The following is a 19,251-nucleotide window of genomic DNA, read 5'->3' as shown; positions in this document are numbered from 1 at the left end:
ACGGTGCCGCTCAAGCAGCATCGAGTTTTATGTGGAATAGGATTGATGAAAGCATTGCGCATCGTGCTGGCCGGTTTGGCCGCCGTCGTTCTCGCATTGGCCGTGCTGGTGTGGTTTATGCCGGCGCGCTGGGCATTGCCGTTGCTGCAATCGCGGCTGCATGGACTGCGGTTCGAGCAGGTCGATGGGACGGTATGGCAGGGTCGTGCCGGACAGGTGTCAATCCCCGGTGGCCCTGTCCTGGGAAGCCTTGCGTGGACGCTTTCACGCAGTACGTTGCTCGGCGACACCCGGCTGGGTCTGGATCTGCGTCAGCCGCAACTTCAACTGCAGGGTGAACTACATCGCCTTTCAGCGACGCAAGATAACTGGCACAACGTGAACCTGCTGGTCGATATGGCCATGCTAGGGATGCAGCCCTGGTTGCATGGGCGGCCGGAAGGGCGGTTGAACCTGCACATCGCCCAGGCGCAACTGCAAGGTAGCTGGCCTATGCAGATTGCCGCTGCCGGTACGTGGTCGCAGGCCGCCGTGCATACTGCACAGGGTGCAGTGTCGCTCGGGACGATGCTACTGAAGATCAACGGTCAAGCCGGCGTGCTGCACGCTGCACTCGACGACGACGGCAGCGGTCCCTTGCAGACGGCTGGACGGCTATCCTTCAGCCCGCTCGGCTGGGATCTGCACATCAATCTGCGGCCACGCCACGACGATCCCGCGCTTTTGCGCTGGCTGCGCACACTTGGTGCACCTGCGCCGGACGGCGGCGTACGACTACGCTATCGTGGAGGTCTGGCCCAATTCAATTCGACCACGGGAAATCCATGAACGACCAGCAATGGGACGCGCCGCTGCAGGCAGCGCGCGAAGCGGCGGAGGCTGCAGCGGAGGTGATCCGGCACTACTGGCGCCGTGGTGTGGATGTCGAGATCAAATCCGATGCCACGCCGGTAACGATTGCCGATCGCGAGGCAGAGCAGGCGATTCGTGCGGTGCTCGGCCGGGCTATGCCGGAAGCGTCGATCTATGGTGAAGAGTTCGGGTTGGACGGCGATGGCGATGGCTTGCTGTGGCTGGTCGATCCACTGGATGGCACCAAGAGTTTCGTGCGGCGCACGCCCTTCTTTTCGACGCAGATTGCATTGATGTATCGCGGCGAGCTGGTGCTTGGCGTATCCAGCGCTCCGATTTACGGCGAAACCATGTGGGCCAGCGTCGGTAGCGGCAGCTGGTTCGAAGGCGAGCGCGTGCATGTGACGCCGACGTCGGACATGGCTCAAGCCTCGATGTCCACCGGCAACATCAAGACGCTCACCAGCGACGCACGTTGGCAGGCTCTGGGCGGGTTGATCCGCGACAGCAACCGGATTCGCGGCTACGGCGATTTCTGCCACTACCACTTGCTTGCACGCGGCAGCCTCGATCTGGTGATCGAGTCGGACGTAAACATCCTCGACATCGCGGCGTTGGCGGTCATCGTGCGCGAGGCCGGCGGCGTATTCACCGACCTGGAAGGCAAACCTCTCACGCTCGACACCCGCAGCGTGTTGGCGGGCACGCCGGCGATCCATGCCCAGGCCTTGCGCCGGCTGGCTTTATGACTCGCCGGGAGCTAGGCGACAACGGTTACAATCCCGAGATGCCACGCTACCCCATCATCCACGCCACCCGTGATTCAAGCACCAGCAGCTTCCTGCGCGTGGAGCAGGTGGACCTGGAATTTTCCAACGGCGAACATCGCACCTACGAGCGCCTCAAGGGCAGCGGTTTGGGTGCCGTCATCATCGTGCCGATGCTGGACGATGAAACCGTGCTGCTGGTGCGCGAATACGGCGTGGGCGTAGACCACTACGAACTGGGCCTGCCCAAGGGCCGTCTCGACCGCGACGAAACCGTGGAGCAGGGCGCCGACCGCGAATTGAAGGAAGAAGTCGGTTACGGCGCGCGCAAGCTCAAGATCCTGCATAACCTTTCCTTGTCGCCGTCCTACATGACGCATATGGCGCACGTGGTGCTGGCGCAGGATCTCTACCCCGAACGACTGCCGGGCGACGAACCCGAGCAGCTCGAAGTGGTGCCGTGGAAGCTCGCCGACTTGCACACCCTGGTCTCGCGCGACGATGTCACCGAAGGCCGTTCCATCGCCGCACTGTTTTTGGCGCGCGAATACCTAGCCGGACGCCTGCAACGAACATGAGCGACGCACCCGACCATTCCCTGCTGCTCGAGATTGGAACCCTGGCGCGCCGCGCTGGTGAAGCCATCATGGCCGTATATCGCGAAGACTTCGACGTCGAGGTCAAAGACGATTGCTCGCCGCTCACTGCGGCGGATCTGGCGGCGCAGAAAGTCATCGTCGCGGGACTAGCGCAGCTCGATCCCGTGCTTCCCGTGATGTCGGAAGAAGCGAGCCAGTCGCCGTGGGAAGAACGCCGCACGTGGTCGCGCTACTGGTTGGTCGATCCGCTCGACGGCACGCGCGAATTCGTCAAACGCAACGGCGAGTTCACCGTCAATATCGCCCTGATCGAACAGGGCGAACCGGTGATGGGCGTGGTGCTGGCACCCGTCACCGAGGAATTGTTCGTCGCTGCACGCGGCCATGGTGCGTGGTGGCAGGTACAGCGCGATACCGCGTGGGAGCGCATCTCCGTTCGTGAACTGGCCAATCCGCCGGTGGCTGCGGGCAGCCGCTCGCATGGCGGCTCGGCCGAGCCGGTGATGCGTCGTTTGCTGGGCGAGGAATACGTGCTGCAAGCGCTAGGCTCTTCGCTCAAGTTTTGCCTGATCGCGCGCGGTGCAGCGGATGCCTATCTGCGCCGCGGCCTGACCAGCGAATGGGACACCGCTGCTGCGCAATGCGTGCTGGAAGAAGCCGGCGGCGCCGTGCTCGATCTCACCGGCAAGCCCCTGCGCTACAACCGCGGCGAATCCGTGCTCAACCCCGAGTTCCTGGCCGTGGGCGATACCGGCATCGACTGGGCGACACGGATGCGCGAAGCAGGCCTGCCGTGAACGACAGCGCCCGTTACAGCCTCGCCGACCTGTTGGCGATCATGGCGCGCCTGCGCGATCCGCAACGTGGTTGCCCGTGGGATGTAAAACAGGATTTCAGCACCATCGCCCCGTACACCGTCGAAGAAGCCTACGAAGTCGCCGACGCGATCGACCGTCGCGATTGGCACGATCTGCGCGACGAGTTGGGCGACCTGCTGCTGCAAGTGGTTTTTCACGCACAGATGGCGAAGGAGCAGGGGCTGTTCGACTTCGACGATGTGGCCCACACGATCAGCGACAAGATGCGCCGCCGCCACCCGCATGTATTCGGCGACGTCACCTATGCCGACCTGGATGAGCAAAAGCGGGCCTGGGATGAGATCAAGGCCAGCGAGCGTGCAACGAAGGGCGACGCCCACGACAACAGCGTGCTGGCCGGCGTGTCGCGCGGCCAGCCCGAATGGCAGCGCGCGCTCAAGCTGCAACAGCGCGCCGCCACGGTCGGTTTCGACTGGCCCGACCACCGGCCCGTCATCGGCAAGCTGCATGAGGAATTGGCCGAAGTGCAGACCGAATTCGAGGCAGGCGCCGACCCTGCACGCCTGGAAGACGAGATCGGCGACGTGTTGTTCGTAGCGGTGAACCTGGCGCGGCACGCCGGGGTGGATTTTGCGCGTGCCCTGAAGCATGCCAACGCGAAATTCGAGCGGCGTTTCCGCCGGATGGAGCAACTGGCCGCCGGGGACGGGCAGCCGCTGTCGGCATCGGATCTTGCGGAGCAGGAAGCGCTCTGGCAGCGGGCCAAGGCGGAAGAGCGCGGCTTGGGATGAGGCCGGGACCTCTATTCGCGCGATCATTAGGCCAGCCCGGCCTAGGGATGCTCTGATCAATTCTATGCAGGCGTCACCGTGACTGTCTGTTCGCAGGCCACAGGGCCGTCGGCGAAGGCAGACTGGCCGTCTGTCGAGACGACGGACCGAAGGTATGCGGACAGACAGTCACGGCCCCAACATGCTGAATATAAAGTGATGGGGTGATGTCCAGAAGGCCCGCAGGCCGTGCCGCGCGGCTTGCCAAGACAGCCAGTCTTCCCTGCGCCGCGCAACACACCCTGCGGGCCTTCTGGACATCATGCCGCCTGCATAGAATTGATCAGAGCATCCCCGGACACGCAACCTTTTCCGGCCGGCCAGCATCTCAGTAACCGTACACTGACTGGAGATCCCGCATGCGTCGCACTCTCGTAATTCTGGCCCTGTTCTTGATCCCGCTGACCGCAGCAGCGGATGAATGCCGGTATTCGGCGCCGCGGAATCTGCATGACGACCTGTCCGGTGTGCGCGGTGTGCAGATCGAGTTGCACAGTCACGATATGCATCTGAACGGCAGTGGCACGTCCACCACGCTCGAACTCAGCGGCCGCGCCTGCGCTTCGTCACAAGCCGCACTGGATAATCTTCAGGTGACTGAGCACCGCGAAGGCGACCAGCTCATCATCGATGTCGGCAGCAACCACTCCTTCAACATCAGCGTGTTCGGGGTCTCTTATGAGTACCTCGACCTGCAGATGCAGCTTCCCGCCAATATGCCGGTGACACTTACCGCCGGCTCAGGCGATGCCTATATCAGCGGCCTGAATCAGCTGGATGCGCAGACCGGTTCGGGCGACCTCCATATCGACCGTATCGCCGGCGCGGTCAGCGTTACTGCCGGTTCCGGCGATATCGAAATCTCCGACGTGGGAAGTCTGCGGGCTGGCTCCGTGGGCTCCGGCGATCTCAAGGCGCGCCAGGTCCATAGCGATGTGCGCATCGGCAGCGTCGGCTCCGGCGATGTCGAGTTGGACCAGGTGGGCGGCAGCGTCAACGTGGGTACGCTCGGTTCCGGAGACCTGACCGTCGACAATGTACGCGGCGACTTGATCGTCGGCGCCAAAGGCAGTGGCGATGTCTCCCACAACAACATCGGCGGCAAGGTGAGCGTGCCGCACGACGACGACGAGTGATCAGAGCCAGTGCGCGGCGAGATACACCAGCGGCGCGCAAATCAGCAGGAACGGAATGGAAACTTCGTGAAACAGCCGCATCCCATGCGGCTGTTTTGCTAAGCGCAGTGCAATCAGGTTCGCCAGCGATCCCATCACGACGCCGAAACCACCCACATTGACCGCTACGGCCAGCTGCATGGCGTCCGACGCGCGATCGAGCAGCAGCACCGTCGCGGGCACGTTACTAATCAACTGCGAGCTGATGATGCCGCTGAGATAAAGTGCCAGCGGTTGATTGAAGTCGATCTTGTCCAACGCATCCGACACGATGGGCAACGCTGCGACATGGCCCAGGCCGAGAAATATCGCCGCGAACGTCGCCATCAGAAACCAATCGATGCGTACCAGGCTGCGCCATGAAAACAAAACGAATAGTGCCGCCAGCAAAAGAGCACCCCATGGCGCGTGGCCGTATTCCATCATCAGCACCATCATCGCGAGGCTAAGCACGGAGAGCAGGGCCAACGATAGCGACATAGCATGGCCATCAAGCCGCTCGGCTTGCAGCTCCACACGATCTTTGGGGAGCCACATCCAGGTAAGCGCTGCTACCAGCACAAACATCACTGTTGCCGCAGGTAACATGCCGATGACGAATTGCAAAAAAGGCAGCTGCGCGTGTTGCCAGACCAACAGGTTTTGCGGATTGCCGATCGGGCTCAACGTCGAACCGGCGTTGACCGCCAGCGCCTCCAGCACTGCCATGCGCAGTATCGGCAAGTTGGACATGCTGCCGATTGCCACCGTCAGCGGCACCATCAGGAACAGACTCACATCGTTGGTCAGCACCATCGACAGCACGGCCGTCATGCTGACCAGCAACAAGCCGACACCGCGCAAAGAGTGCATGCGTGCGACCATCATTCCCGCGAGGCGTTGCACTAGTCCGCTGTCGCGGATGCCCTGGATCGAGATCAACAAACCCAGCAGTCCCGATAGAGTGGGTAGCTGCAGCCAACCTTGATAACGCGTCAGCGGTTGCGGATCGATGCAGGCCAATACCAGCGCCAGGGCGAGAAACAACAGCAGCAGCCATTCCTGCTTCAGACGATTGCGCCAGTGTTGTGTGGCCGGGTGGCGAATTACCACTCGCTCAAACCTTCCAACTCGTAAAGCCGTTTCCAGCTGGGGCGCCCGCGAACCAGATCGGCCAGGCGCTTCAGTGCAGGCCATTCGGTGGCCGAGCGCGGCATATTGCGCGACCAGCGCATCAGCATCGTAAGCAACAAGTCGACGCCGGAAAGATCCGCGCCAAGCATGTAGGGTCCGTGCGCCGAAAGATGCGCTTCGAGTCGATCCCACACACCTTCGATCTTGCGCTGCAGCGCCAAGCGAATCGCGGGAAGATGTTCATCGGCACCAAGCTCGCGCGGATAGAACCACAGCCGATACGTCGACATGAGCGTGTTGCTGAGATAGACCGCCCATTGCAGCCATGCGTCGTGCGCCGGTGTCCCTGCGGGCGGCATCAAACCGGCTTCCGGGTGACGCTCGGCCAGGATGGTAAGCAGTGCGACCGATTCGTACACCGGCTTGCCATCGATGACCAATGTCGGCACGTGGCCGTGGGGGTTGAGCTTCAGATATTCGGCGCTGTGCTGTCTATCCTTATCGAAATCGACCAGCTCGAGCTTGTAGTCCGCACCGATTTCCAGCAGCGCTTGATGCACCACCATGCTGGCGGTGCCGGGAGAGTAATAAAGGGTATACATGCGCGGCCTCGTCCGGATGGGGATGTTTGCAACATCTTAGCCGTGACGAGGTCGCTGGATAAGCGCTACTCCGCGCGCAATAGCCGCATCGGTGGCGTATGTGTAACTTTTCGTGTGCCAGCCAATCCCAGCAGCATCACTACGACAGCGGCTGCGAGCGCGGCGACCGCGAGCGATAGCGCCTGCGGCATGAAATCCTTGAGATGGAACACGCTGCGTCCCAGCCACCACCCACCGATCCATGCGCCCAATGCAGCGGTTATGCCCGCGATCAGGCCAAGCAAAGCAAATTCGCACGCAGCGGCGATACGCAGCAGCCCGCGACGCGCGCCGAGCGTGCGTAACAACGCGGCTTCATGGCGACGCTCCTGTCCGCTAGTGGCTAGCGCAGCCGCCAGCACCAGCGCACCCGCCAGCAGGCTGAAGCCCAGCACCCAGCGCACGGCGCCGGTGACTCGCTGCACGATCTCACGCACGCGATCGAGCAATGCATCGACATCGACCAAACTCAGATTTGGATAGTCACGCGATAATGCAGCAAGCGCTTCGGTATTGCCGCGAGGCATATAGAAGCTGGCGATCCAGGTATGCGGCATGGCATTGGCGTGCGATGGATCCATCAACAGGAAAAAATTGACTCGGAACGATGTCCAGTCCACGTGACGGAAGCTGGTTACGCGGGCATCGAGTTGGCTTTCACCCACATCGAATCGCATCGTATCGCCGACCTTCAGGCCATACATATCGCGCCACATCGTGTCGACCGACACTTCGGCTTGCGGCGGGTTGGGCGCAAACCATTGGCCCGCGATCACCGTGTTGGAGGGCGGCAGATCATTGGCCCAGGACAGGCGCAACTGACGGTCAGACCAGTCTTTGGCGCGCTCGTCCTTGAATGTCATCCGGTCGATCGGCTGACCATTGATGGCGGTGAACTTGCCTACCGCCAGCGGCATCATGTTGAGCTGGTTGGCACCGATGCGTGCCAGCGCTTGCTGGAAGTCGGTGCGCTGGTCGTCCTGCAGATTGAGCACAAACCAGTTGGGTGTGTCGGAAGGCAGCTCGCGGCGCCAACCGTCGAGCAAGGCGGGTGCGACGATGGCCAGCAACAGCAACGCCGTAAGACCGAGGCTCAACGCTGTCGCTTGCACGATGCTCAATCCGCGGCGGCGTGCCAATGCAGCCATACCCAATCGCAAGGCGGGATGACCTCCCGGGGCTACGCGACGCGCGATCCATAACAGCGCGGCGGCCAGCAACGCCGAAACCACGGCTACGCCCAGCAAGCTGGCTGCGAGAATGCCGGCAAGCGTGGCTGAGCCGCTGAGACTCCAGATCAACGCCAGTGCTACCACGGCGGGAATGAGGTAAAGCGCATCGAAGCGCCTTATGCGGCGCGCCAGACTGGCGCGGAACACCGCCACGGGCGGAATATCGGCAAGCCGTACCAATGGCGGTAACGCGAAACCGACCAGCACTGCGATGCCCATGCCCGCTGCCGCCAGTGACGGCAGGATCGGCAACACCGTGGGCACGCCTGCAAACATTTGGCTGGCGAACATCCATGCACCTTCTGCGAGCGCGAGGGCCAGCACCACGCCGAGCAGCGCCGCGGGTAGCGCCAGGCCACCAAGGGTGCCCAGCAGCAGAATGAGCACACGTTTTCGCGATGTACCCAGCGCGCGTAACAGCGATATCTCGCCTGTCTTGCGTCGCGCATAACGTTGCGAGGCCAAGGCGATCGCTACGCCCGACAGCAGCGCGGAGAGCAGGGCTGTCAAACGCAAGAACGCACCAGCGCGGTCGAAAGCATTGCGCATCCGCTCCTGGGTTTGCTCGGGTGTGATGAGTTCGCCGCCTTGCGGCAACGCGGTCGATTGCACCCAGGTGCGCCAGCGCTGCACGGCAGCGGGTTCGCCGGCCAGCAGCAGACTGTGCCGCGCGCGGCTGCCGACGCCGAGTAATCCGGCCTGTTCGGCATCGCCCAGATTCATGAGCGCGCGTGGCGCCATCGCCACCAGTTCGCCGCCGTCGGGTTCTTGCACTAGCTCGCCTGCGATGCGCAAGTCGCGGCCGCCGACCTGCACGTTGTCGCCGATCTGCCGATGCAAGGCGACGAGTGCGCGATGATCAAGGAATACGGTGCCTGCTGGAGGGCCATGACTGACAATCTGCCGCCCGCTTGCGTCGCTTACCAGCAAGGTACCGCGTAGCGGATAGGCGGCATCGGTAGCCAGCACTTCGAGCAACTGGCTTTGCTGTTGCGCAAAGGCGACGCTGGGGAAGCTGGCGGTGTGGGTGATGCCCAGTCCACGCTCGCGACCCGCTGCAGCGAAGGTGTCGGGAATACTTTGCGGCGCCGATACGCCGAGATCGCCGCCAATCAGTTCGGCGGCGCTGGCCAGCACGCCGTGTTCCATGCGCGCAGAGAGTGTTGCGACGACACCAAGAGCAACCACCGCAAGCACCAACGAGGCAGCAAGTGTGCGTAACTCCGGCAAGTGCCATTCGCGACGAAGGCTGCGCAAGGCGAGCAGCAGAATTTTCATGCCAGCGGTTCCAGCCGGCCTTCCTGCAATTCAACGCGGCGTATGCAGCGTTCGGCCAACTGCAGATCGTGAGTGACCAGTATCAGCGTGGTGCCGTGATCGCGGTTCAAGGCGAACATCAGATCGCAGACGTGTCGACCCGTACGCCGATCCAGATTGCCGGTGGGCTCATCGGCAAACAGCACGCGCGGACTGTGCACGAACGCGCGGGCGATCGCTACGCGCTGCTGCTCACCGCCGGAAAGTTGCGCCGGATAGTGTTTGCGTCGCGCGCTGAGCTCCACCGCCTCAAGCGCTTCGCGCGCTCTTTCGCGAGCAGCGGGATTGCCTTCCAATTCCAGCGGCAGCATCACGTTCTGCTCGGCTGTGAGTGCCGGCAGCAGGTGAAACGATTGGAAGACGAAGCCGACCAGCCGCCGCCGCAGATCGGCGCGGGCTTCCTCGTCGAGCCGCTCCAGCGCGTGGCCGTCGAGTTGGATGCTGCCGCTTGTGGGCGTATCGAGTCCGGCGAGCAGGCCAAGCAGGGTGGTCTTGCCCGAGCCGGAGGCGCCAACGATGGCGAAGCTCTCGCCGGTGTTCACCTGCATCGCGACGTTACTGAGGATATCCAGCCGCCCCTCGGGGCCGTTGACCGACTTGCTAACATCCCGAACCTCAAGCACCGGACGAGAACCACCACTCATGCGTCGTTTCCTTTGTCTACTTGTTCTGCTTTGCGGTATCGGTGCGGTGCAGGCGGCGCCCACGAAAACCTTGATCGTGTTCGGCGATTCGCTATCCGCCGCACACAACATTCCCGTAGAAGCCGGCTGGGTGCATCTGCTGGAAGTACGTCTTGCTGACATGGAGCCGGGCTGGACGGTGATCAATGCCAGCATCAGCGGCGAGACCTCGTTGAGCGGACGCAATCGTCTGCCGGCGCTGCTGGCCCAATACCATCCGCGCGTCGTGGTGATCGAACTGGGGGCCAACGACGGCCTGCAAGGGCTGCCGCTGACCAACCTGCGCACCAACCTGGCTGCCATGGTGGATGCGGCCCAACAGGCGGGAGCCCGGGTGCTGCTGCTCGGCATCGAGATGCCGGTGAACTATGGGCCGCAGTACCGCGACGGCCTGCGCGCGGTGTACGCCGATCTGGCCCGTGAAAAGCATGCGGCGCTGGTGCCTTTCCTGCTGGCGGGGGTGGCCTTGAATCCGGCGCTGATGCAGGACGACGGCCTGCATCCTCTGGCGGCGGGCGAGCCGATCGTGCTGGATACCGTATGGCCGCAACTCAAACCTTTGCTGCATTGAGACCGTTTCCACGGTTTTGCCCGGCGGATTTCACATCCTGCTTACTATCCCCGCGGTTAGCCTTCACAAATGTGAAGACAAAAGGGGCATAAGGCGGATATGAGTTCACGTGACGAACACGCCGGATTGATCCTGCTGGTCGAAGACAATCGCCAGATCGCGGAAATGGTTGGCGAATTTCTGGAGCGCCGAGGTTACTCCGTTGATTTTGCTCAGGATGGTGTCAGCGGACTGCATCTGGCGGTAGCCAACAGCTACGACGTCGTGGTGTTGGACCTGATGCTGCCTGGCATCGACGGCCTGGATGTGTGCCGCAAGCTGCGTGGCGAGGCCAAGAAGTCCACACCCGTACTGATGCTTACCGCGCGGGACACGCTGGAGGACAAGCTGGTCGGCCTCGAGGCGGGCGCCGACGACTACCTGGTGAAACCGTTCGAGGTACGCGAACTGGAGGCGCGCCTGCGTGCGCTGATTCGTCGCGATCGACGACAGGTGTCCAGCGAGGTGCTGACCGTTGGCGACATGACGTTGGACACCGCCACTTTGCGTCTAACGCGTGGTGGCCAGGAGCTCACCGTCTCGCCGATCGGCTTGAAGTTGCTGGCGATCCTGATGCGCGAATCGCCGCGCGTAGTGAGCCGGCGCGACATCGAGCGCGAAATCTGGGGCGATACCTTGCCCGATTCGGACACGTTGCGCTCTCACCTTTACAACCTGCGACGTCTCATCGACAAACCGTTCGACCGGCCCCTGCTGCACACCATTCATTCGGCCGGTTATCGCCTGGCCGATCTCGATGCCGAGACCACGTCCACCAGCCATATCGCCTAACCGCCCAACCGCCCGATTACCTACATGACCCCGAGAGGAGCGCCCCACCCACGCGCTGCGCTTGCGCGCGGTGGCTTTCAACGCCGGTTGATGCTGATTTTCGGCATGCAGCTCGTGGCGGTGGTGGTTGCGTGCCTGATGGGTTACTACAACGTCGCACCGGTGTGGGCGGTGCTGCTGCTGATCGTGATCGTCAGCGCACTGTCGTGGTTGGCGGCGCAACGGGTGTGGCGGCCGGTGAGTGTGCTTGCGCAGCTAGTCGGCAGCTGGGACGAGCGGCAAGGTGGCCTGGACGTCTTGCAGCCCGATCGGCTATCGCGTCGAACCGATGCGGATGTGGCGGCGCTGACGCGCGGATTCCACGCCTTTGCCAACCGCATTGCCGGTTACAACGAGCGCGAACGCCACTTCACCCGCGATGCCAGTCACGAACTGCGCAGTCCGCTCACCGTGATCAAAATGTCGACTGACATGCTCGCCGATGAATCGGCGCTCAGCGAATTCGGGCAACGCTCCGTACAGCGCATCCGGCGCGCGACACGCGAGATGGAAGCGCTGGTCGAAGCGCTGCTGATCCTGGCGCGCGAGGCCGATAACGGCCAGGGCGAAGAGGATTTCGTAGTGAATGACGTGCTGCGCGAGGAACTTGTCGATGCGCGCGAGATGCTGCACGGCCATCCGATCGAATTGAAATTCGAAGAGCCCGCGACGTTCGCTTTGCACGGATCACCGCGCGTATTCGCGGTGCTGTGCTGGCAACTGATCCGTCATGCCAGTCAGTACACCGGACAGGGCACCGTGCTGGTGAGCGTGCTACCTGGGGTGGTTAGCGTTAGCGCTACCGCAGGCATGGACCACGATCCTCTTGCGCCCGGGCAGCAGGGGTTCGAATACGCCATCGCGCGGCGAATCAGCGAGCGTTTTGCGTGGCCGCTGAATTTGCATGTGCAAGGCGGAAGCCGGTATGTGGCGGAAATTCGTTTTCCGCGACCGTTGCCCGTGTCTTAGACAGGCTGAGTTGGGGTTAGCTGCGCTCACCCCAACCCATGGCGGATTTTCAGCCGTATCAATGCAGCGACGGATGAACCGCGAATGCGCAACCCGTCTTCGCCTTCACATCATCCACCGTTACGCCTTCCTGCAGTTCGATCAGCGTCAGGCCCTTGCCTTTCTCTACCTCGAACACGCACAGGTCGGTGATGATCAGATCCACGACTTGTTTGCCGGTGAGCGGTAGATCGCACTGGTTCTTGATCTTGGGCGAGCCGTCTTTGGCCGTGTGTTCCATCAGCACCACCACGCGCTTTACGCCGCTGACCAGATCCATCGCGCCACCGGGGCCTTTCACCATCTTGCCGGGCACCATCCAGTTCGCCAGATCGCCCGTGCACGACACTTCCAGGCCGCCGAGAATCGACAGGTCGATATGGCCACCGCGGATCATCGCGAACGATTCGGCGCTGGAAAAGAAACTGGAGCCGGGCAGGGTGGTGATCGTCTGCTTGCCGGCGTTGATCAGGTCGGGATCGACATGGGCGTCGTCCGGAAACGGACCGATGCCGAGCAGGCCGTTTTCCGACTGCAGCGTCACGTCGATGTTCGCGGGAATGTAATTTGCCACCAACGTCGGGATGCCGATGCCGAGGTTCACATAGAAACCGTCGCGCAGCTCTTTCGCCGCGCGCTGGGCCATGGCGATGCGGATCGGGCTTTCCTTGCCGGTGTTGGCGCCGGCCACCGTGCGGAACTCGATGCGCTTCTCGTATTTCACGCCCTGAATGATGCGGTCCACATAGATGCCCGGGACATGGATCTGATCCGGTGCCAGTTGGCCTACGTCGACCAACTCTTCCACTTCAGCGACGCAGACCTTGCCGCAAGTGGCAATCATCGGGTTGAAATTGCGTGCGGTTTTGCGGAACACCAGGTTGCCGAGCTTGTCGCCCTTCCATGCCTTTACGATCGAAACGTCGGCGTGAATGGCTTCTTCCAACACGTATTCCTTGTCGCCGAAACGCTTGGTTTCCTTGCCCTCGGCTAGCTTGGTGCCAAAAGCCGTGCGTGTGTAGAAACCAGGGATGCCTGCGCCGCCGGCGCGCAGCTTTTCGGCCAGCGTACCTTGCGGTACCAGATGCAATTCCAACTCACCGGCCAGCACCTGACGCTCGAATTCCTTGTTCTCGCCCACGTAGGAGGCATAGACGCACTTGACCTGACGCGTCTTCAGCAACGGACCCATGCCGAAATCGTCGACACCAGCGTTGTTGCCAACAATGGTCAAACCCTTGGTGCCTGCGGCGAGCAGCGCGCCGATCAGGTTCTCGGGAATGCCGCACAGGCCGAAGCCGCCTGCCGCGATGGTCATGTCATCGAACAGCAGGCCGTCCAGAGCCTGTGCCGCGCTTGCATAAACCTTGTCCATGGGGGTGCCTTCATACGGGGAGACAGCTGCCTAGGATACGACGGATCGGTGACCGGTCACCTAGTACGAAGGTCGCAGAGTGTTGTCCGCCCGCCTGGGTATGGCTAGTTATACTCATCCCATCACGGCATCACTATTGGGAGAGTGATGGGATGAATCGCCACCTGTTTGTTGCAGTAGCCGGTTTGGGCATGGCCTTCATGAGCCACGCGACCACGCCAGTCCTGGTGATCCATGGTGGTGCCGGCGTCGTGAAGCGCGACATGAATCCGACCAAGGAAAAGGCCGTGCGCGCGGCGATGACCAAGGCGCTGGAGGACGGCTACGCGCAACTCAAGGCCGGCAAGCCCGCCATCGACGCCGTAGCGACGGCGCTGAGCGTGCTGGAGGACGATTCCGATTTCAATGCCGGCAAGGGTTCGGTATTCACCCATGACGGCAAGAACGAGCTGGATGCCGCGATCATGGATGGCGACACGCTGCGCGCGGGCGCGGTGGCGGGTGTGCATCGCGTTAAGAATCCGATCCTGTTGGCACGTGCGGTGATGGAACATTCGCCGCACGTGATGTTGGTCGGCGATGGCGCGGAGGCGTTTGCCAAGGAGCAGGGCATCACCTTGGTTGACCCTTCGTATTTCCGCACCGAGGAGCGCTGGCAGCAGTTGCAGAAGGCATTGAAAGAGGATGCCGGAAAGCAACCCCATGCGGATCTCGAGACCGCTAAGCATTTCGGTACCGTCGGCGCGGTAGCACTGGATACCGAAGGACATCTCGCTGCCGGTACCTCGACCGGAGGTATGACCGACAAGCGTTGGGGGCGCGTCGGCGACTCCCCGATCATCGGCGCTGGCACCTACGCAAACGCCCAGTGCGCTGTTTCGGGTACCGGCTGGGGCGAGTTCTACATGCGCACGGTGGCCGCTCATGAGATTTGCATGAGGGTGTCATTGCTGGGCGAGCCGCTGCAACGTGCGGCCGCCGAGGTCATCAATCAGGAAATTCCATCCATGGGCGGCAACGGTGGTGCGATTGCGCTGGATACCCACGGCAACATCGCCATGCCCTACAACACCGAAGGCATGTTCCGTGGTTGGATCGGTGCCGACGGCGTGCCGCATGTCGCCATCTATGACGATGAGACAGACCCCTCGAATCATCCGCCAGCAGCGCCTTCGTCGACACCCTCTCCAATCTCATCGGAGTAGTGGGTGCTGCACGATCAGCAACGCAGATTTCTAACCCTCGTTTGTTGGCCTTTCGCGCACCGGATGCTTGCTCAATTTGCGCTGCAGCGTGCGGCGATGCATGCCGAGTCGGCGTGCCGTCTCTGAGATGTTGCCGTCGCATTCGGTGAGTACGCGCTGGATGTGTTCCCATTCCAGGCGACGCAGTGCAAGCGGCGCCTCGGGTGCGTCCATCACATCGTCATCGCCTTGTGGTGCGGTATCGCCGTCAAGCAATGCGCGGACGACAGCATCCGCGTCGACCGGCTTGGACAGGTAATCGTGCGCGCCGCGCTTGATGGCTTCGACAGCGGTGGCGATCGATGCGTAACCCGTGAGCAGCAGAATGCGCATATCCGGAACGAGTTCGTGCAGTTCGGGTATCAGTCGCAATCCGTTTTCGTCCCCCAGCTTGAGGTCGAGTACGCAATGGCGTGGTTGATGGCGTAGTGTCAGTGCGCGGGCTTCGTCGGCATCGCTGGCGCTGAGTACTTCGAAACCGCGTGATGTCAGTGCCCTGCTGAGTACGCGCACGAAGGTGGCATCGTCGTCCACGATCAACAGCGGACGGATGCTGCTTGCTTGGTTCGGGTGAATCATGGGTACTTCCTGACGTATCTGCAGGCCTATTTTGCCGGATACGCAGACCGAACGCTCACCTAGTCTTCAGCGATCACTGCTATCGGCAGCCGCAAGCACATTTCTGCGCCGTTTTCGGTATTGGCGGTGATCAACTCGCCGGCTAATCGCTCGGCGGTCGCCTCGGCCAGCGCCAAGCCAATACCCAGGCCGCTTTGCTTGCCGCTCTCGCCGATCGCGGCTGGAGCGCCCGAGGGCGTAAAGCCGGGGCCGCGATCGCGCACGATCCAATCCAGCCAGTGACCTTCGCGGCGCACTTCCAGCATCACACTGTGGGAGTCGCGCAAGGCCGATGCGTCGGCGGCGTTGTTGAGCAAATTGAGCAGGGCATGGCGTAAGCCGGGTGGCGTACGCAGCACGATGTTTTCGAGGCCCGCCTGCACGCGCAATTCGAGTTCTGCCTCCGGGCGCAGAAGCTGGAAGCGTTCTACGCAGCCGTGGATGAAGGATGGTAAGTCGATCCGCTCGGATTGCTGCGACAACTGCGCTTTTCCGAACGCGACCATCTCGCGCAAGATGGTGCGGCAGCGTTCGACCTGGCCTTCCAGCAACACGAGATCTTCGTCCAGCGCAGCATCCGCAGCATGTTCGCGGCGCAGTTCCGGTAACAGAGTACGCATGGTCGACAAGGGCGTATTGAGTTCGTGCGCTGCGCCGGCCGCCTGCGTGGCGATGGCCAGGATGCCTTCGTCGCGCAATGCTCGTTCACGGGCGCGTTGCACTTCCAGCTGCTGCATACGTACAGCGGTGGCCAATCGGTTGATGAAGAAGCCGAGTAGCAGCGCCGTGATGGCGAAGTTCACGCCCATGCCAGCGACATGCAACGAGAAGCCTTGATCGCTGCCCATTCGCTCGTTCATCGGCAACGGTACATACCAGCTCAGCAAAACGAAGTAAGCCGCTCCGGCGATGCTGGCAACGGCCAGCACGGCGCGCACCGATAGGGCGGCGGCACTTAGTGCGATAGGTACCAATAGCAAGGTGACAAAGGGGTTGCTTGCGCCGCCGGTGAAGTACAGCAAGTAACCCAGTACCAGCGTATCAGCGGCGACATGGCACACCGTTTCCCACTCGCGTACCGGCCACGGCTGGCTGATTCGCCACGCTGCGAATACCGCGAATACCGCAAGCAGATCGATGCCAAGCAGCAGTGACAGTGTCGGGATATTGATCTGCATCCACCACGCACAGACCAGCACCGCCATGCTTTGGCCGGCGATAGCGCACAAACGCAGCCACGCAAGGGTGCGAGTCAGCGCGAAAGGTCCGATAGGTTGCTTGAGTTGGCGGTGCGGCATGGCCGGCCGAATGTGGTTGCGATCCGCCGTGTATGACGGCGGATCGCATGATGATCAAGGCGTGTTGAATTCCTCGCTGCGCACAGCGGGCAGCGGGTCGTGGTTGATCGCGGCATCCGAGTGGCTGGTCGAAAATTTGTTCATCAGCGGCAGCATGGCGACCGCGACGAGCGTGCAGGCTACACCGGCGAAACCGAGCTTATTGAACAGGCTCGTGTAAATGGTCAGTGACTGCAGCGGGTCATTGAGACCTTCCGGGATATGCGCGTAATTCGCCACCACGCTGCCCAGATACTGCGAGATACCCGACGCAACGTAGTAGGCACCCATCATGAAACCGCCCATGCGCTCGGGCACGTAACGGGCGATCATCGCCAGACCCAGGCCGCTCACCAGCAATTCGCCCAGTGAATAAAGACCGTAGCCCCACACCATGATCCACGATGACACCTGACCGTTCACCGCGAACTTCGCGCCGACGCCATAGATGAAGAAGCCGATCGCCACGGCCGCGAAGCCCCAGGCGAACTTGGCGGCTACCGACGGATCCTTGCCGACCCTTCCCAACGAGTTGTAGATGAGCACCAGCACCGGGCTAAGCAGCACGATCCAGATCGAATTGAGGTTCTGATACTGCTCCGGGATCCAAGTGAACAGGTGGAAGCCGAAGATGTTGAACGACAGGTCCACGTTCTTCTGCGCGAACAGATTCAGCGAGGTGGACATCTGCTGATAGAAGATGAAGAAGAAAATGGTTTGCACCACCAACACCAGTGCGGCGCTCAAGCCCGCTCGCTCGCTGGAATGGCTGGTGCGAATCATGTGAATGAAGATGCCGAGGATCACCGCGCCGGCGATATACACGCACCATTTGGCGACGGTCTCGCTCTGCAGGATGAACATCGAAACGAACACCATGCCGAGCGCAGCAAGCAGTACTAGCGCCAGACGTCCCTTGTCGACGCGTTTGCTGTCCGTCGGAGAGCCGATATGCGCGAGTGTGCGGCTCATCAGCGAGTAGTTGATCAGGCCGAGGATCAGGCCGATGGAGCAGACGCCGAACGCGGTGTGCCAGCCCATCGAGTCGCCGTACTTTCCGCCGATGTAGTCGCGGATCCACGGCGTCAGCGTCATCGAGATCATCGAGCCGATGTTCACCGCCATGTAGTAGATGGTGAAGGCGCTATCGATCTTCGTGTCTTCGCCATCGTAGATCTTGCGTACAAGGTTGCCGGAGTTCGCCTTGAAGAAACCGTTGCCGACGATGATCACGCCCAGCGCGCCGTAGGTCATAAAGGCCGTGTCGGAAGGCACCCAGAGCATCGCGTAGCCGACGGCCAGTATCACCGCGCCCATCAGCATCGTGCGGCGCGTGCCGATCAGTTTGTCGCCCACCCAGCCGCCGATCGCCGGCGTGGCGTAGATCAGCGCAGCGGCGGCGCCCCACACCAGGTTGGCCTTGGTGTCGACGAAGCCGAGCTTCTTCATCATGAAGGTGACCATCAACACCTGCATGCCGTAGAAGCCGAAGCGCTCCCACATCTCGATCAGGAAGACCGTGCTGAACGAGCGGGTTTGTGAAACGGGGCGAGTTTGAGTTGCCATGAAGTATTCCGTGCACGTCTATTGCAAGGTCGCGAGCGACCCGTTCTTGCAGCCCTTGGACAGGGCACATTCATCGAAGGGTAACGCATCCGTCATTTGCTTGAAGTTGCATTGCGGCAAGCAAAATCCTGCGGCGCCAGGGTGACGGCGGCGGCTTGTGGCATCATTGCGCGCCTGTTGCCCGCTGCCTGGGAGTGCTGCCCGCCATGCCGAAAAAAGCCGTATCTCCCTCATTGGCAAGCAGTTCCAGCCATGCCCGGTAACGGCTTCCGTGGCGATCCGCGCCAGCTCTGGCGCGCTTTTCGCTGGTCGATGAACGGGTTGCGCGCCGGCTGGCGCCACGAAGCCTCGTTTCGGCTGGAAGCCATGCTCACCGTGGTCCTGGTGCCTGTCGGACTGTGGGTGGGACACGGTGCGCTGGAGAAGATCGCCCTGGTGTTCCCAGTGATCTTGGTGCTATCGGTGGAGCTGCTCAATTCGGCCATCGAGGCGGTGGTCGACAAGGTCAGCCCGGAATTTCACGAACTGGCGGGTCGGGCCAAGGACATGGGCTCGGCGGCGGTGTTTCTGTTGTTGGTGCTGGTGGCGCTTTGCTGGGGGCTGATTCTGGGGCCGCGCTGGTTAGGTTAGGTCGT

General features: G+C 62.0%; 19 protein-coding genes. 11 read left to right on the top strand and 8 right to left on the bottom strand.

What is annotated here, in order from left to right; translation table 11 throughout:
* Positions 1 to 45 precede the first annotated feature (45 nt).
* The 6 genes from gspN (at position 46) to QQL64_RS10175 (ending at position 5,002) form a co-directional block, all read left to right on the top strand.
* The gene (gene gspN, locus QQL64_RS10200) at positions 46 to 828 is read left to right on the top strand and encodes a type II secretion system protein N (RefSeq protein WP_284398894.1); all 783 of its coding nucleotides are present in this window, start codon (positions 46 to 48) and stop codon (positions 826 to 828) included.
* The gene (locus QQL64_RS10195; protein ID WP_284398891.1) at positions 825 to 1,601 is read left to right on the top strand and encodes an inositol monophosphatase family protein; all 777 of its coding nucleotides are present in this window, start codon (positions 825 to 827) and stop codon (positions 1,599 to 1,601) included. The genes gspN and QQL64_RS10195 overlap by 4 nt, the downstream gene beginning before the upstream one ends.
* A gap of 38 nt (positions 1,602 to 1,639) precedes the next feature.
* Entirely contained in the window at positions 1,640 to 2,197 is a 558-nt protein-coding gene (nudE, locus tag QQL64_RS10190; protein WP_284399741.1) for an ADP compounds hydrolase NudE, read from the top strand.
* Positions 2,194 to 3,015 carry a 3'(2'),5'-bisphosphate nucleotidase CysQ gene (gene cysQ, locus QQL64_RS10185; RefSeq protein WP_284398890.1) on the top strand — a complete coding sequence of 274 codons (822 nt, stop codon included), beginning with the start codon at positions 2,194 to 2,196 and terminating at the stop codon, positions 3,013 to 3,015. Before nudE ends, cysQ begins: the two co-directional genes overlap by 4 nt.
* Complete coding sequence (mazG, locus tag QQL64_RS10180; protein ID WP_284398887.1) at positions 3,012 to 3,827, top strand: nucleoside triphosphate pyrophosphohydrolase; 816 nt, start codon at positions 3,012 to 3,014, stop codon at positions 3,825 to 3,827. The genes cysQ and mazG overlap by 4 nt, the downstream gene beginning before the upstream one ends.
* A 398-nt stretch (positions 3,828 to 4,225) precedes the next feature.
* Positions 4,226 to 5,002: a DUF4097 family beta strand repeat-containing protein gene (locus tag QQL64_RS10175; RefSeq protein WP_284398884.1), complete on the top strand. Its 777-nt coding sequence runs from the start codon at positions 4,226 to 4,228 to the stop codon at positions 5,000 to 5,002.
* Here the strand turns inward: QQL64_RS10175 and QQL64_RS10170 are convergent, their stop codons facing one another.
* The 4 genes from QQL64_RS10170 to QQL64_RS10155 form a co-directional block, all read right to left on the bottom strand.
* Complete coding sequence (locus tag QQL64_RS10170) at positions 5,003 to 6,133, bottom strand: SLC13 family permease (RefSeq protein ID WP_284398882.1); 1,131 nt, start codon at positions 6,131 to 6,133, stop codon at positions 5,003 to 5,005.
* Complete coding sequence (locus QQL64_RS10165) at positions 6,127 to 6,756, bottom strand: glutathione S-transferase family protein (protein ID WP_284398879.1); 630 nt, start codon at positions 6,754 to 6,756, stop codon at positions 6,127 to 6,129. Before QQL64_RS10165 ends, QQL64_RS10170 begins: the two co-directional genes overlap by 7 nt.
* 65 nt (positions 6,757 to 6,821) lie before the next feature.
* On the bottom strand, positions 6,822 to 9,305 hold the full coding sequence (locus QQL64_RS10160) for an ABC transporter permease (RefSeq protein ID WP_284398876.1): 2,484 nt from the start codon (positions 9,303 to 9,305) through the stop codon (positions 6,822 to 6,824).
* Complete coding sequence (locus QQL64_RS10155; protein WP_284398873.1) at positions 9,302 to 9,988, bottom strand: ABC transporter ATP-binding protein; 687 nt, start codon at positions 9,986 to 9,988, stop codon at positions 9,302 to 9,304. Before QQL64_RS10155 ends, QQL64_RS10160 begins: the two co-directional genes overlap by 4 nt.
* Here QQL64_RS10155 and QQL64_RS10150 point away from each other — a divergent pair.
* From QQL64_RS10150 to QQL64_RS10140, 3 genes are all read left to right on the top strand, one after another.
* Positions 9,987 to 10,598 carry an arylesterase gene (locus QQL64_RS10150; RefSeq protein ID WP_284398870.1) on the top strand — a complete coding sequence of 204 codons (612 nt, stop codon included), beginning with the start codon at positions 9,987 to 9,989 and terminating at the stop codon, positions 10,596 to 10,598. The genes QQL64_RS10155 and QQL64_RS10150 overlap by 2 nt on opposite strands.
* A 99-nt stretch (positions 10,599 to 10,697) precedes the next feature.
* Complete coding sequence (locus QQL64_RS10145; RefSeq protein ID WP_284398867.1) at positions 10,698 to 11,429, top strand: response regulator transcription factor; 732 nt, start codon at positions 10,698 to 10,700, stop codon at positions 11,427 to 11,429.
* A gap of 24 nt (positions 11,430 to 11,453) precedes the next feature.
* Positions 11,454 to 12,437 carry a sensor histidine kinase gene (locus tag QQL64_RS10140; RefSeq protein ID WP_284398865.1) on the top strand — a complete coding sequence of 328 codons (984 nt, stop codon included), beginning with the start codon at positions 11,454 to 11,456 and terminating at the stop codon, positions 12,435 to 12,437.
* Positions 12,438 to 12,495: 58 nt separating this feature from the next.
* Here the strand turns inward: QQL64_RS10140 and QQL64_RS10135 are convergent, their stop codons facing one another.
* Positions 12,496 to 13,851, bottom strand: a complete 1,356-nt coding sequence (locus tag QQL64_RS10135; protein ID WP_284398861.1) for a 3-oxoacid CoA-transferase — start codon at positions 13,849 to 13,851, stop codon at positions 12,496 to 12,498.
* Between the two features lie 200 nt (positions 13,852 to 14,051).
* Between QQL64_RS10135 and QQL64_RS10130 the strand changes: the two genes are divergently transcribed.
* The gene (locus tag QQL64_RS10130) at positions 14,052 to 15,056 is read left to right on the top strand and encodes an isoaspartyl peptidase/L-asparaginase family protein (RefSeq protein WP_284399739.1); all 1,005 of its coding nucleotides are present in this window, start codon (positions 14,052 to 14,054) and stop codon (positions 15,054 to 15,056) included.
* A gap of 30 nt (positions 15,057 to 15,086) precedes the next feature.
* Here the strand turns inward: QQL64_RS10130 and QQL64_RS10125 are convergent, their stop codons facing one another.
* The 3 genes from QQL64_RS10125 to QQL64_RS10115 are packed head-to-tail and all read right to left on the bottom strand — an operon-like array spanning position 15,087 to position 18,616.
* A complete protein-coding gene (locus QQL64_RS10125) occupies positions 15,087 to 15,674 on the bottom strand; it encodes a response regulator transcription factor (protein ID WP_284398859.1) in 588 nt (195 codons plus the stop codon).
* A gap of 59 nt (positions 15,675 to 15,733) precedes the next feature.
* Complete coding sequence (locus QQL64_RS10120; protein WP_284398857.1) at positions 15,734 to 17,011, bottom strand: ATP-binding protein; 1,278 nt, start codon at positions 17,009 to 17,011, stop codon at positions 15,734 to 15,736.
* A 54-nt stretch (positions 17,012 to 17,065) separates the two neighbouring features.
* Complete coding sequence (locus tag QQL64_RS10115; protein ID WP_284398855.1) at positions 17,066 to 18,616, bottom strand: peptide MFS transporter; 1,551 nt, start codon at positions 18,614 to 18,616, stop codon at positions 17,066 to 17,068.
* A 252-nt stretch (positions 18,617 to 18,868) separates the two neighbouring features.
* Here QQL64_RS10115 and QQL64_RS10110 point away from each other — a divergent pair, with 252 nt between their 5' ends.
* Positions 18,869 to 19,246, top strand: a complete 378-nt coding sequence (locus QQL64_RS10110; protein ID WP_284398853.1) for a diacylglycerol kinase — start codon at positions 18,869 to 18,871, stop codon at positions 19,244 to 19,246.
* The last annotated feature ends 5 nt before the right edge of the window (positions 19,247 to 19,251 follow it).

The sequence above is a fragment of the Dyella lipolytica genome (assembly GCF_030160075.1).
GTDB lineage: Bacteria > Pseudomonadota > Gammaproteobacteria > Xanthomonadales > Rhodanobacteraceae > Dyella_B > Dyella_B lipolytica.
Note: the sequence above shows the minus strand (reverse complement) of the source record. Positions and strands in the feature narration are given on the sequence as shown.